Source organism: Solwaraspora sp. WMMA2080, assembly GCF_027497395.1.
Classification (GTDB): Bacteria; Actinomycetota; Actinomycetes; order Mycobacteriales; family Micromonosporaceae; genus Micromonospora_E.
On sequence record NZ_CP114910.1, the window covers coordinates 3,327,882 to 3,341,926 of the forward strand.

General features: G+C 72.0%; 9 protein-coding genes and 1 pseudogene. 4 read left to right on the forward strand and 6 right to left on the reverse strand.

All coding sequences use genetic code 11. The features are described 5' to 3' along the window. Window positions 1-9 precede the first annotated feature (9 nt). The 3 genes and pseudogenes from cydC to O7543_RS15105 form a co-directional block, all read left to right on the forward strand. A pseudogene (gene cydC, locus O7543_RS15095) lies at window positions 10-1,776 on the forward strand (thiol reductant ABC exporter subunit CydC); the annotation flags it as partial. An 80-nt stretch (window positions 1,777-1,856) separates the two neighbouring features. Continuing rightward, entirely contained in the window at window positions 1,857-2,906 is a 1,050-nt protein-coding gene (locus O7543_RS15100) for a DNA primase (protein WP_281555431.1), read from the forward strand. A 29-nt stretch (window positions 2,907-2,935) separates the two neighbouring features. After that, window positions 2,936-5,428, forward strand: coding sequence for a transposase (locus O7543_RS15105; protein ID WP_281553228.1), 2,493 nt, complete (start codon window positions 2,936-2,938; stop codon window positions 5,426-5,428). A 292-nt stretch (window positions 5,429-5,720) separates the two neighbouring features. Here the strand turns inward: O7543_RS15105 and O7543_RS15110 are convergent, their stop codons facing one another. The 5 genes from O7543_RS15110 to O7543_RS15130 form a co-directional block, all read right to left on the reverse strand. Then, window positions 5,721-6,308, reverse strand: a complete 588-nt coding sequence (locus O7543_RS15110; RefSeq protein ID WP_123605491.1) for an ATP/GTP-binding protein — start codon at window positions 6,306-6,308, stop codon at window positions 5,721-5,723. Between the two features lies 1 nt (window position 6,309). Beyond that, window positions 6,310-6,687 carry a DUF742 domain-containing protein gene (locus tag O7543_RS15115; RefSeq protein ID WP_281553227.1) on the reverse strand — a complete coding sequence of 126 codons (378 nt, stop codon included), beginning with the start codon at window positions 6,685-6,687 and terminating at the stop codon, window positions 6,310-6,312. A gap of 118 nt (window positions 6,688-6,805) precedes the next feature. Then, entirely contained in the window at window positions 6,806-7,210 is a 405-nt protein-coding gene (locus tag O7543_RS15120) for a roadblock/LC7 domain-containing protein (protein ID WP_278171351.1), read from the reverse strand. Next, a complete protein-coding gene (locus tag O7543_RS15125; RefSeq protein ID WP_281553226.1) occupies window positions 7,207-10,719 on the reverse strand; it encodes a nitrate- and nitrite sensing domain-containing protein in 3,513 nt (1,170 codons plus the stop codon). Before O7543_RS15125 ends, O7543_RS15120 begins: the two co-directional genes overlap by 4 nt. Window positions 10,720-11,122: 403 nt before the next feature. Continuing rightward, window positions 11,123-12,202 carry an adenosine deaminase gene (locus O7543_RS15130; protein ID WP_278171353.1) on the reverse strand — a complete coding sequence of 360 codons (1,080 nt, stop codon included), beginning with the start codon at window positions 12,200-12,202 and terminating at the stop codon, window positions 11,123-11,125. A gap of 101 nt (window positions 12,203-12,303) precedes the next feature. On the opposite strand from O7543_RS15130, the gene O7543_RS15135 reads away from it, so the two are divergent. Further along, window positions 12,304-13,251, forward strand: coding sequence for a putative RNA methyltransferase (locus O7543_RS15135; RefSeq protein WP_281553225.1), 948 nt, complete (start codon window positions 12,304-12,306; stop codon window positions 13,249-13,251). Between the two features lie 11 nt (window positions 13,252-13,262). On the opposite strand, the gene O7543_RS15140 is transcribed toward O7543_RS15135, so the two are convergent. Then, window positions 13,263-13,943 (reverse strand): DUF4272 domain-containing protein, encoded by a 681-nt coding sequence (locus O7543_RS15140; protein WP_123605494.1) that lies wholly within the window; start codon window positions 13,941-13,943, stop codon window positions 13,263-13,265. Between the last annotated feature and the right edge of the window lie 102 nt (window positions 13,944-14,045).

A 14,045-nucleotide genomic window follows, 5' to 3' on the forward strand; every position in this document is an offset into this window, starting at 1 on the left:
GAGCGGACCGTGCTGTCGCTGGCCCGGCCGTACCTCGGCCGGCTGGTCGGTGCCGGCCTGCTGGCCGCGGCGACCGAGGCGGCCGCGCTCGCGTTGATGGCCACCGCCGTGTGGTTGCTGATCACCGCCGCTGGTCGGCCGCCGCTGGACGCGGTCACCGTGGCGATCGTCGGCGTACGGGCGCTGGCGATCAGCCGGGGCGTGCTGCGCTACACGGAACGGTTGGCCGGTCACGACGCCACGTTACGGGTGGTCACCGACGTACGGTTCCGGATCTTCACCGCGCTGGCCGCGCGACGGCCGACCACCGAGGACCGCTCCGGCGACGCCCTCAGCCGGTTGGTCTCCGACGTCGAGGCCGTGCAGGATCTGCTGCTGCGGGTGCTGGTGCCCGGTACCGCTGCGGCCACCGTCGCGGTGCTCGCGGTCGCCGGCGCCGCGACGGTCAGCCCGGCGGCGGCGCTCACACTGGCGGCCGGGCTGGCGGTCGCCGGTGGCGGTCTGCCGGCGGTCGCGGCGCTGCTCACCTGGCGTACGGCTGACCGGGTGGCGCCGCTGCGCGGCGAGTTCGCGGCGGACGGCGCCGATCTGATCCACGGGGCGGCCGACCTGGCGGCGTTCGGCGGCACCGCCGACGCCCTGCGCCGGAGCACCCGGCGGGCCCGGGAACTCGCCCGGCTGGAGCGGCGGCTGGCGGCGACCGGCTGGGCGGTCGACGGCGTCGGCGTGCTCGTCGCCGGGCTGACCGTGGCGGCGGTGACGGTGACCGCGTTGCGCGACGACGTCGGCGGGGTACTGGTCGGCGTCCTCGCGGTCGGTGCCCTGGCCGCCGTCGAGATGAGTCTGGCGCTGGTCGCCGCCGCCCGGCAGTGGGCACAGCTGCGCGGCGGGCTGCGCCGGGTCGCCGACCTGCTGACCGAAGCGGGCCAGGCCGACGCCGGACAGACCGACGCCGAGCCGCGTACGACGGGACCGGCCGCGGCCGACCCGGTCGGCGCTGCGGCGGCCGACGGCCGCCGGCCGACGCTGGTGCTCGACGGCGTCACGGTGCGATACCGGGCCGGCGCGTCACCGGCGTTGGACCGGGTCGATCTGTCGCTGCCGCCCGATCGCCGGATCGCCGTGGTCGGTCCGAGCGGCGCCGGCAAGAGCACCCTGCTTGGCGTGCTCACCGGGGCGGTGCCACCGGACGGCGGCCGGGTGACGGTCGACGACGTGGACCTGGCCGACGTGCCGGCCGGAGGGCGGCACCGGCTGGTCGGCGGGCTGCTCGCCGAGGCGTACGTGTTCAACGCCACAGTTCGCGACAACCTGCTGCTGGGCCGGCCCACGGCGACCGACGACGAGCTCGCCGCTGCGGCGGCTGCGGCCGGCCTGTTCGACTGGGTACGCGAGCAGCCGGACGGCTGGCAGACCCTGGTAGGGGCGGCCGGCAGCCGGATCTCCGGTGGACAGCGGCAGCGGCTCGCCCTCGCCCGGGCGCTGCTGGTCGGCCCATCGGTGCTGGTCCTCGACGAACCCACCGAAGGGCTCGACCCGCCGACGGCGGACACGGTGCTGGCGTCGGCGCTGGCCGCCGCCGACGGCCGCAGCGTGGTGCTGGTGACCCACCGGCTGACCGGGCTCGAATCGATGGATGAGATCCTGGTGTTGGACGCTGGCCGGATCGTCCAACGGGGCGACCACGCCGAGCTGACCGGACGGCCCGGCTGGTACCAGGAACAGTGGATCATGCAGCGGGCCGCCGAACAGGGTTACCTGGCGGCAGCCAACTGAGGCGGGACGGGGTCCGGGCATGCCACACGGCGGGCAGCCCACTAGGGTGTGCGCAGAGTCACCCACCCGACAGTCCGGGTCTGGGCGCCGTCACCGGAGAACACACGGAGGTCAGCGTGGCCAAGTTGCCGAACCAGCCCGATGCCGACCGGCGCACGGCCGGATCCGAGGGTCCTGACGACGCGGTGGACGCCGCGACGGCCGACGTCGAAGCAGCGGCCGACACCGTATCCGACCCCGACGACACGGCGCTCGCCGCCGACCGGTCGCTCTGGCAGGACGTACGGATCGACCCGGTCGAGATCGCGTTGCCGGCTGGCGTCGGCTACACGCTGCGCGCCTACCGGCCGTCCGCCGCGTTGACCCCGACCGACATCTCCGAGCGCGAGGAGGATGATCTGTTCGCCGCTCGGCAGCGGGCAGCCGCCGAGGAGGACGAGGACGACGAGTCCGTGGTCATCCTGGACGAGGAGTTCGCCGCAGCGCTCGCGGAGGAAGAGAAGGAGCAGCAGGCCGGGTCAACGAGCAAGTCGGGCAAGGGTGGCAAGGCCGGCAAGGGTGACGCAGCCGGTGGGAGTGACGACGCCGACGAAGTCGCCGATGCGGATGCCGATGTCGATGTCACCGAGTCGGCCGACGGCGGTGAAGAGGTGCCGATCTTCCTCAGCCACCGGGGCAAGCTGCTGCTGTTCCGCGACCCCGAGGCGCTCGTCAGTTTCGTCCGGTCCGGCGCGTCGCACGACCTCGCGCAGCTGGACAGCTGGCCGGATCTGGTCGACCGGCTGCAGCCGGCGGACGTCGCGGCGCTCCCGGAGGACACCTACGAACTCGATCTCGTGGTGGAGAACCTGCGAGGCGGCCACGACGCCTGGGACGCGGCGCTGCTGATCCAGTCCGGCGAGGTCGCGAGGGACCTCGCGTACGCTCTGCGGATGCCCTCAGTGCTGGACATGCTCTCCACCGGATCCAGGCTGGACGATCTTGACGAGGCGCTAAGGTCGACGGTTGACGGCGGCATCGGCGGTTTCATGGCGCGCCGCAAGTTGAAGAAAATCGGGGCACAAACGGCAAGTCTCGGCTGGCGCACGATTATCGGCAAGATCTCTGCCGCTGCGGACTGGCGCGACTGACCCCTCACCAGGGACCATCAGTCCTTGGCATGACGGGTGTCCGGGAGGAGGACGGCGCGGTGGCGCTCGTGCGGGTGTACTGCGGTCTGGCATCGGCGGACCGGGCTGCCCGGTCGGCTTCGACCGGTCCGGCCCTGTCCGCCGCGATAGTCGACGACGCCGGCCGGCTGCTCGACGTCTGCGAGATCGGCGACGACCCGGCTGGCTACGCCCGGCTGAGCTGCATGCTCATCGAGCGGTCGGGTGGCGCGAGCGGAGCTGCCATCGCCGCCGACAGTGACGACCACGTCGTCACCTCGCTGCTGACCGCTGCCGGTCGCCCACTCGCGGTGGCCGACGACGACGCCGCGGACGACTACGCCGAGCGGTTCGCCGACGACGAGTCGCTGGACGAGATGTCCTCCGCGCCGGCCCAGCGGCGCGCCGTCGGGCTGGCCCGGTCGCTCCAGGCCGGGGCGATGTCCGCGGTGGCCCTGCCCGTCTCCCGCGACCTTGTCGCGTACAAGCCGGTGCTGGCCGCGCACGCCGCGTTGGCCAACGGCCGGCAGGCCGCCGCCGTGGCACTGCGCGAGGTGCTCCGGGAGCTGTACCCGGCCGCGCTGCGGGCCTACCCCGACCCGGCCGAGCCGGTCGCGCTCGCGGTGCTCGACGCCCTGCCGGAGCCGGGCATGCTCAGCGGCACCAGCTCACGCAACCGCGAGCTCACCGTCGCCGCTGACGCGGTCGCCGCCCACCTCGCCTCCGACGGGGTGGCCGACGCGCAGACCATCGACGCGGCGGTGACCGCCCTACGGGTGGCGATCGTCGAGTCGCCCCGCCGCAGCACTGTCAACAAGGCGCTCACCTCGGCCACCGCCGAGACGGTGCGGCACGCCGTCGCCGCCGTCCGGGCCTGCGACGCCGCCGCCGATGCCCTGGTCGCCACCCTGACCGCCCGGGTCGTCGCCCCGCCCCCGATCGGCGCGCCGCACGCAGCGCGCCGGGCGGCCGACCCGACCTCCGGGCCGCCGGCACCCGGGCTGCACGCGGTACCGCCGGCCCCGGACGCCGGCCCGAGTCGCACCCCCGCCGGCGGCCGGCGGGCCCGCCCGCAGCCGGTAGGCGGTGGCACCCCCACCTCCCCTCAGCCGATGACCACGCCGCCGGTGGCACCGGCCCCGGTGGCGCCGCCGCCGAACGCGCCGACGCCACTCACCCCACTCGCCCCGGTGGCCCGGCGTTCCGCCGAACCGGGCAGCGACCGTCCGGTGTCCGCCCCTCCCCCTCCCCCGCCACCGCCCGGGATGACCCCGATGCCGGCGCAACGTCCCGGCATCGCACCAGCGGACGCCGGCGAGCCGTTCCGCGCCACGCTCACCACTGCTGCCATCAACGACGCGCGGGCACAGCGCCGGCCGACCCCGATCACCCCTCGGCCGAACACCCGGGCAGGTGCCGGTCCGGCCGGCCCCGCCCCGACCATCTCGCCACAGTCGGCGCCACCGGCGGGTACGGCGCCGGTCTCCGGGACCCCGGTGTCGGCGCACCCGGTCTCTGGCAGCCCGATGTCCGGGGCACCGATGTCCGGGGCACCGGCCTCGGCAGCACCGGTCAGTGGTTCGCCGCTCGCCGAGCCGCCGACCGGAGGCTTCTCCGCGACCGATTACAGCCTGCCCGTTCCCGCCCCCCGACCCGGTCCGCCGACGTCGTCACCACCCGGTTCCCGGTCCAACTGGCCGCTGGTGCCGCCCGGTCCCGACGGCGCTGACGAGCCCGATCCGGTCTACCCGGGAGGGCACGAGGAACACCTGCCGGCCGCGTCCAACGGGCACAGCGGCCGGGTCAAGCCACCGTGGCTGGCCGACGACCTGCCGCCGGAGCCACCGATGCTGCGTCTGGTCGAACCGCCGGTCGCCGACCAGGTCCGACAGGACGACTTCCGAGCCGACGGCTACGGACGGCCCGACAGCTACCGGCCCGACGACTACAGCCGGCCCGACGCCCCGGCGGAGACTCCACCGCTGCGTCTCGTGGACGCTCCCCAGCCCACCGAGTACGGTCGCGGCCGTCGGGCCGCCGTAGAGCCGCTGAGCGCCCCGCCCGTACCCGATGAGGGCGACGGCGACCTGCTGATCTTCGCGGCGGCACGGTCGGCCTGGTTCGTCCGGCATCCGGAAACCGACGGGGCGGAGTTCGCGACGCAGGCGGACAACGGCTGGCGGGCTGCCGAGTTGGCCGCGCAGCCGTCGATCGGTGCCGCAACCAACGCCGGGCTACCGAAGCGGGTGCCGCAGGCCAACCTGGTTCCGGGCTCACCGCTGCGCGACGAGCGCCCGCTGCGGATCGTCCGAGACGCGGCGAGCATCGCCGAACACACCAACGGCTACTTCCGGGGCTGGCGTCGAGGTCAGGAGATCGGCGGGTACGCCGTCGGCGGACGGCCCGGCCGGGAAGCCGCCGGCGGATGGGACTTCAGCCGGGACCAGAGCGGACAGGGCGACGGCCGCGAGTACGAGTACCGACCGGCCGGTCACCACTCCTGACCGGGGGTCACCACCCGCCGCTGACGGGTACCCGCGTGCTCGGGCCTGGTGCCGGCCTGCTCGGGCCTGGTGCCCGAGAGTCGTGCCCGCCGTGCTCCGTACACCCGTCGTGGAACGCCCGTCCTGCCGCAGGTGCCACTGCCGCCCACGCCGATGTCGCTCCCACCCCGCTGATGTCGGCAGGCACCACACGCGGGCCGGCCGCAAACGACACCTACCGACGGCACCTGGGTCAGGTGCCGCCGGTTCGGGTCGCAGATCGGGAGAGTCCGTGCCGGGTGGGTCGGGGCGGTCAGGCCGGTGCCACCGCGCGCTGACGCCGCATGGTCAGCACGTACTCGACCAGCGAGATCAGCACGTGCTTCGTCGACTCACGGTTCCGCGCGTCACACGGGACGACAGGGACGTCGCTGGAGATGGCCAGCGCGTCACGCACGTCCTGCGGATCGTGGTACTGCATGCCGTCGAAGCAGTTGATCGCCACCAGGTAGGGCAGCCGCCGATGCTCGAAGAAGTCGATCGCCGCGAAGCAGTCGGCTAGTCGACGGGTGTCGACCAGCACCACCGCCCCGATCGCTCCTCGCACCAGTTCGTCCCACATGAACCAGAATCGAGTCTGGCCCGGCGTACCGAACAGATAGAGGATCAGATCTCGGTCGATCGAGATACGTCCGAAGTCCATGGCGACCGTGGTGGTCGTCTTTCCCGGCACCTGTCGCGTGTCGTCCACGCCGACACCGGCCGAGGTCATGATCGCCTCGGTGGTCAACGGCGTGATCTCCGAGACCGAGCCGACCAGCGTCGTCTTGCCGACGCCAAACCCACCGGCGATCACAATCTTCGCCGATGTCACGCGCCCGGCCATGGGGCGGTGCGCCATGTCAGAGCCTGCGAAGTCCACTCAGCACCCTCTCCAGCAGTTCCGTGCCCACCGCGTCGTTCGTGTCGTCCAAGGATGTCGGCTCGTACACCGCGACCAGGCCGTCCGAGGCCATGTCCGCGATGATGACCCGGGCTACTCCGAGTGGGAGCTGCATCCGCGCCGCGATCTCAGCGAGCGACTGCAGCCGGCCGTCACATAGCGCGGCAATGTATTGGTGCTCCCGGCCCGAGCCGCCTTGCACAGCGCCTGAGGACCGGCCGCGCACCGTCGTTTCCACGAGCGCCTCGAGGGCGATTTCCAGCTTCGGCCGGGTACGACCACGGGTAACGGCGTACGGCCTGACCAGAGCACCGGTCGGTTCATCGCGCTCGGTCATCTGCCGTCACCCCCTCTCGTCCTGCCCGCAGCTCCACCTGTCGGAGCTCGTAGCGTCCAGTTCTTCTCTGCTAGACCGGTGCCGGTCGTCGACGCCGGCACCGGTCTCGTCAGCGTGGTCAGCCCAGCATTCCGGCGGCCGTGCGGGGCGCTGGCGTCAGCGCCTCGCCAACCCGGTCCACCAGCAGAGCCATCTCGTACCCCACCTGGCCGACGTCAGAGCTTCGGGCGGCCAGTACCGCGAACGACGAACCGTCCGAGATCGACATGAGGAAGAGGAAGCCGTTGTCCATCTCAACCACTGTCTGCAGCACCGCACCACCCTCGAAACACCGCGCCGCGCCCTGGGTGAGGCTGACCAGTCCGGAGGCGATGGCCGCGAGCTGGTCCGCACGGTCCCGGGGAAGATCCCGGGACGCCGCCAGGAGCAGACCGTCCGCTGAGACCGCAATCGCGTGAGCGACCCCCGGCACGCGATCGGCGAAGTTGGCCAGCAGCCAACCGAGATCCTGCGTAGTTGTCATCCCTCATGCTCCTTGCCAGCCTGCGAGGATTGCTGCCCTCCCGGGGTCGCCCCCGGGTTGGTCGAGTGGTCGTCCTTGGGCTGAGTACGGCCGCGTTGCACACCACGGTGGTACGCGGACAATAGCCCACGGACCGCTTCCGGTGTGCGACGCTGTACCGAACCTGACGCCTTGTCTACGCCACCTGGTACTAGCTGTGCCATCGGGACCCGCTTGGGCAGGCCCGCCTGGGTCTTTTCGGCCACTTCGACATCAGCCGCAGCGCTTGCCGCGCGCCAGCCGTCGTCTGCGGCGGTCTGCCAGCTGTCCTGCGGACCCTCGCCACCGCCGCCACCGGCCGCAGCCGACCGCGAGGTGGCGGCCACCGGCTCGGGTCGACGCGGCAACGACGAACCGGGCCTGCCAGCCGTGGTCGTCCCGGATTCCGTCGCCGGAGCGGGTGGCTGGGAGGCCTCCACCTTGGCGATCGGCTGGGTGGTGGCGGCCGAGGCCGCACCACCGGACTGCTTGATCATTGCTCCCGCTGCCGCCCGCGCTTCGTCTGCGGTGGGGCGCCGGGTCCGGAACCAAGCCGACTCGAGCTCGCGGAAGATCGGCAGTTCCATGGTCTCGTCGGCGAACTGCTTGGGTGCCGCTGGCGGGGTGATCGTCGGGTGCTGGGCGGTCGCCGCGTTGTCCGGACCTGACCGGGACACCCTCGGCAGTTCGGCGGTCATGTCCAGCGCCGCAGCGAGCTTCTCCGGGACCGGCGGTGCCGGGGTGTCCCGTTGCTCCGCCGCGACCGGCGGCCAGGCCGGTGGTGCCGCGCTGGGCGGCGGCGCGGCCGAGGGTGCCGGAGCAGCCGGTGGCGGTGTCGCCGGTCGTTGCTGGTGCGGCGGCGGCTGCGTCGGGCGTTGGAAGCTGGCCGGCTGCTGGAACGCGGCGGGCTGTGGGGCGGCTGCCGGTGGTGGCGCCGGCGGGGCCGAGAACGGCCGGACCGGGGGTGCGGATACCGGCGGGACGTACGGCTGCCCACTGACCGGTTGGTGGCCGGTCGGCGCGCCGTGGGTCTCCGGCGAGGTGGGGGCCTGACGCGGGATGCCGCTGGTGGGCGCCGCTCCGGTCACCTCGCCGTCGACTGTCCAGTGATCGTTGGATCGGCGCTGTGGCAGCGGACCGGTGCGCTGCTGGCCATTGGCCGGCGGGGCTCCCAGCACGTCGGAGCCGTTGGCGCCGTTCGTGCCGTTGGTCGCTCCGGTCAGGTCCGACCAGGCTGGCATCGGGCGGGCCGGGGCGGCCGGCGGGGTCGCCGGGCCACCACCGTTGATCGGTGCCGGTTCGAACGGTCGTGGCGGGGGGCCGGCCGGTGCCGGTGCCGGTGGCTCGGCCGGTCGGCCGCCGAAGCCACCGCCCGACGGCCCGTTGCCGCCCTCCAACGCAAGGGGTGCGGCGAACGACGGCCGGGCGACGGCGGGCATCTCCTGGCCGCCACCGGAGCCGAACGCGGCCGGGGCGGCGTTGCGGCCGGCGAGGGCCCGCGGAATCAGCACCGAGGTCGGCAGGGTGACGTCGGCGACTGTGCCCCGGTCGGCGGCTGGGCGCAGCTCGACCTTGACACCGTGCCGCTTGGCCAGCCGGGCGACCACGACGAGACCCATCATCCGGGACACTGCCACGTCGACCATCGGCGGGTTGGCCAACCGGTCGTTGAGCTCCCGCAGCTGGTCGGCGCTGACGCCGATACCGCGGTCCTCGACGTAGAGCACGGCACGGTCGCCGACCCGGCGGGCCTCGACCATCACCTGCGAGTCCGGCGGCGAGAAGGCCGTGGCGTTGTCGAACAGCTCGGCGACCAGGTGGACCAGGTCGTTGACGGCGTGCGCGGCGACCTCGATGTCCCGGTCGACCATCCCGAATTCGATCCGGGTGTAGTGCTCGACCTCGGACTGCGCGGCGCGCAGCACGTCGCTCAGTGCCGCCGGCTCACGCTGTACGCGGGTAGAGTCCGCGCCGGCGAGAACCAGCAGGTTCTCGTCGTTGCGCCGCATCCGGGTGGCGAGGTGATCGAGCTGGAAGAGTTCGCCGAGCCGGTCCGGGTCCTCCTCGCCGCGCTCCAACCGGTCCAGGTGGCCGATCAACCGGTCGACCAGGATCTGTGACCGGCGGGCGAGGTTGACGAACATCGTCGACACCGACGAACGCAGTGCGGCCTGTTCGGCGGCGGTCTTGACCGCCTCCAGGTGAACCGCGTTGAACGCTTCGGTCACCTGACCGAACTCGTCCTTGCTGCGGACCGGCAGCGGCTCGGCGATCTGGTTGGCCAGTTGCATCGGCGAGCTCTGCGCGGTGACCTGCGGGTCCCGCAGTCGGGCAACAGCATGCGGGAGACCGTGCTGGGCCACAGCGAGCGCGCCCTGGCGCAGTTCACGCAGCGAACGCGCCATCGCCTGGGCGACCAGAGCAGCGAAGAGGATCGCCAGCAGCAGCACGACGAGCAGCAGGATCGTCTCGATCAACAACTGCTGCTGTACGTCGTCGCGCAGGATGGTGGCCTCGTTGACCACGTCGCTGTCGATCTTCTGCTCGACGGTGCGGATCAGGTCCGCGTGTCCGGTCAGCGCCGCGTCCCAGGCGTCGGCGTCGAACGGCGTGTCACGCATCGACTCTTCGTTCTGGCCCCGGATGAAACCGCCGTAGGTGTCCGCTTCCCGCAGCGCCGGACCGGCCACCGTCTGGTTGTAGAACTCCAGGTCTTCCTGGACGGCGGCGGCCTCGAAGCTCTGCCGGGACTGGGCCTGGCCGGCCCGGGTACTGATGTAGTCGGTTCGCAGTGACGGGGTCAACGCGTTCTGGCTGAACGCCCGCAGCACGACGATCCGCTCACGGGAGAGGAACTCCTTGTTGCGGGCCAGCGAAGCGGCGGCCCGCATGTGGTCGCTCAGCTCGGTGTCGTTGGCCAGCTGGGCGGCCGAGTCGCGGATGTCGAGCAGGTCGCTGAGCAGCACCTCGTAGGCGCGGGCGGCCTCGGTGAGACGGTAGGTGCCGTCGGCGGTGGCGCTGTTGACCACCTGGCTGCGTACCCCGGGCAGGTCGGCGAGGTTCTGGTCGATCCGGGAAAGCAGGTTACGGAAGTTCACCGGCAGGTCGGTCAGCTCCGCGCGGCGCTGCGAGTACGGCGTCCGGGCCTCGTCGACGGTGCCGTGCAGGGCGTTGTACGCATCGAGGTAGCCCTGCCGGCGCTGCTCGTTGCCGGTGCCGAGCAGGAGCACTGCGGCGGCCCGCTCGTTCTGCAGGTCGTGGGCCAGGTCGCCGGAGGCGGCGGCCAAGGTGGCAAGTGTGCGTGCCTGAGACGCGTTCCCAGCGGTCTCCAGGTGCCCGATGAGGCCGTTGGTACCGACCACGATCGTCGCCAGGGTCGGCACGATCATGATCAGACCGAGCTTGGACCAGATCGGCAGATCGTTGAGCCGGCCAACCGGCCGGCGGAGACGCGACAGGAATGAATCTGCCGTCTTCGGCCGCTCGCTCACGTCACCGCCCTCCTCATCGGTGCCGGTTCGTTGCACCGGACACCCCATCGGCCGACCCGGGCGGATCGGACCCCCGAGATTCCATCACGACACCACGCAAAGAGAAAGCCCAGGTGGCTCGTCACTGCGAGTGTGATGCGATGGTTATCCCGACCTGTGACAAATAGCACTTGCCTGATCACGTTAAGTAAACACTTCGGTCCGTGTTGCCGGCTTCGAGGGCAACTGTGCTCTCGGAGCGCGACGAGCATCTTACGCCCACCACGTCGAGCCGCCACCACCGATAGGACCCGCCGGACATGGCCCTCCGCGACCAGCCACCGACCGGGTGGTTGGCTACCGGTGGCCCGAACGGGGGACCACTGTCGGCGGCCGATGGGCCACCGGCGGGTTGGCTACCAGGTCAGCCGATCAGCTTGGCGTACGCAGGCTTGATGACGTCGTCGATGACCGCCAGCCGCTCGTCGAACGGGATGAACGCACTCTTCATCGCGTTCACCGTCAACCACCGCAACTCCGACCACCCCCACCCGAACGCCTCCACCAACAACCACATCTCCCGCGACATCGACGTCCCACTCATCAACCGGTTGTCCGTGTTCACCGTCACCCGGAACCGCAGATCACGCAACAACCCCACCGGATGCTCACCAATCGAACCCACCGCACCCGTCTGCACATTCGACGACGGACACAACTCCAACGGAATCCGCTTGTCCCGCACATACGACGCCAACCGCCCCAACCGCACCCCACCCCCACCCACCTCGATGTCATCCACGATCCGCACCCCATGCCCCAACCGATCCGCACCACACCACTGAATCGCCTGCCAGATCGACGGCAACCCGAACGCCTCACCCGCATGAATCGTGAAATGAAAATTCTCCCGCTGCAAAAACTCGAACGCGTCCAAATGCCGCGTCGGCGGAAAACCCGCCTCCGCACCCGCGATGTCGAACCCCACCACCCCCACATCCCGGTACCGCACCGCCAACTCCGCGATCTCCTGCGACCGCGCCGCATGCCGCATCGCCGTCAACAACGTCCCCACCCGGATCACCCGACCCGCCTCCGCCGCCTCCGCACACCCCGCCGCGAACCCCGCCAACACCGCCTCCACCACCTGACCCAACCCCAACCCCCGCGACAGATGCTGCTCCGGCGCGAACCGCACCTCCGCGTACACCACCCCGTCCGCCGCCAGATCCACCGCACACTCCGCCGCCACCCGGAACAACCCCGCCTCCGTCTGCATCACCGCCACCGTGTGCGCGAACGTCTCCAGATACCGCTCCAACGACCCCGAATCAGCCGCCGACACGAACCACCGACCCAACTCCGACGGATCCGTCACCGGCAGCACATGACCCACCTCGTCCGCCAACTCCACCACCGTCGCCGGCCGCAACCCACCATCCAGATGGTCATGCAGCAACACCTTCGGCGCCCGAACGATCTCCGCCAACGAAACAGCCACCATGGGTGGAGGGTAGTAGGTTCCGACGTCGCGCTCCGGCACGGGACACGGGTATTGCCGATGCCTGCGCGGGTGCCGGTCACCAGCCAGGCAGGATGTCTACGATGCTCACCGACGTACTGCCGTACCTGCGCTGCCCGGTCTGCCGAGCGCCGCTCGCCGCCCGCGACGGCGGCGTCCCCCGCGCGGGCGGCACCAACGGCAACGCCGACGGCGCCGTGCGGGCGCTGCGCTGCCCGGCTGGACACAGCTTCGACGTGGCCCGGCAGGGCTACGTGGACCTGGTGACCGGCCGGGCACGGCACGCCGGCGACTCCGCCGAGATGGTCGCCGCCCGCGACGAGTTCCTTCGAACCGGACATTTCGACGTTGTCGCCACGGGGCTGGTCGAGGCGGTGGGCAGCCCGGCCCTCGACAACCGAGCCCCCGACAACCGGGTCGCGGGCAAGCCGGCTCCGGACGACCGGGCCGGGCCGATCGTGGTTGATGCCGGCGCCGGGACCGGGGCCTACCTCGCGGCGGTGCTCGACGCGCTGCCCGGCGCCGTCGGACTCGCCCTGGACCTGTCCAAGGCGGCGGTACGCCGGGCCGCCCGCGCCCATCCGTCGGCCGCCGCGGTCCGCTGCGACACCTGGCGACCGTTGCCCGTCGCCGACGCCTGCGCCGACCTGGTGCTGAACGTGTTCGCTCCGCGCAACGGCGGGGAGTTCGCCCGGATCCTGCGCCCGCGCGGCGCGCTGGTCGTGGTCACCCCGCTGCCCGACCATCTCGGCGAGGTGATCGGCCCCCTCGGGTTGCTCCGGGTGGACCCGGCGAAGGACGACCGTACCGGCGCGGCGCTACGGCACCATTTCGACCGGGTCGCGCTGCACGTCCTGCGCCGCCGGCTGCGCCTGTCGCACCGCGACGTCACCGCGCTGGTACGGATGGGGCCGAGCGCCCGGCACACCGACCCGGCCGACCTGGCCTCGGCGATCGCCGCGCTGCCGGAACCGGTCACCGTCTCCGCCGCCGTCCAACTGGCGATCTACCGCTGCCAGCCGGGCAGCTGACCGAGGACCGGTCAGGTCGACAGGTCAACCTCTTCCCAGCCGGGCGGCGCGTCGTGGTACGGGCCCCGGAAGACGACCGCCCATTCCAGGGCCCACCGCCGTTGCCCGATGGCGTTGGCGTCCACCACCCCGGGCAACGGGTCGCCCCGCCGTTCCGCTTCCAGGTAACCCCAGTCCAGGCAGTAGTAGAAGTCGAGCAGTACGGCGGCCTCGGCCGCGTCGCGGGGGGCGACGAGGGTCCGGGAACGCCATTGGGCGAAGGTTTCGCCGGCCGCCAGCTTCGGCAGCAACGCCATCAGTCGGTCGTCGGAGACCGCGACCGGGTCGAGGTGCCGGGTCAGCCCCAGCACCCAGGCCAACGCGAAGATCGCGTCGTGGTGCAGGACGAACGAGCGGTGGTCGCCACGCCCCCCGATGACGAACTGCCACTCCGGCGGGGTGACCAGCTCGACCAGGTGCGAGTTGAGCAGCCAGCTCATCGCCGCCTGCGGCGGCATCCCGAAGCAGCGGGCCAGCACCAGATGCAGGATCGCGGTGCGGGCCTCGATCTCCGGGGTGGGCCGCAGCTCGACCCCGTCACCCGGCTCCCAGACCAGCGGGAAGCCGGCCGGAGGCAACGGTAGGCGGAGCCGACGCAGCTCGTCGAGACTCTCCGCGCGGATGGCCCGGGGGTCAGGAGCGAGTACGGTCACAGGCTTCGTTCCCTGCTAGTCGGCGGCGGCTTCTCTCCTGGACGGACCCCCGGCGAGGCAGGATATCCGCTCTGTGTCACGGGTACCACGACAAGGGGTGTC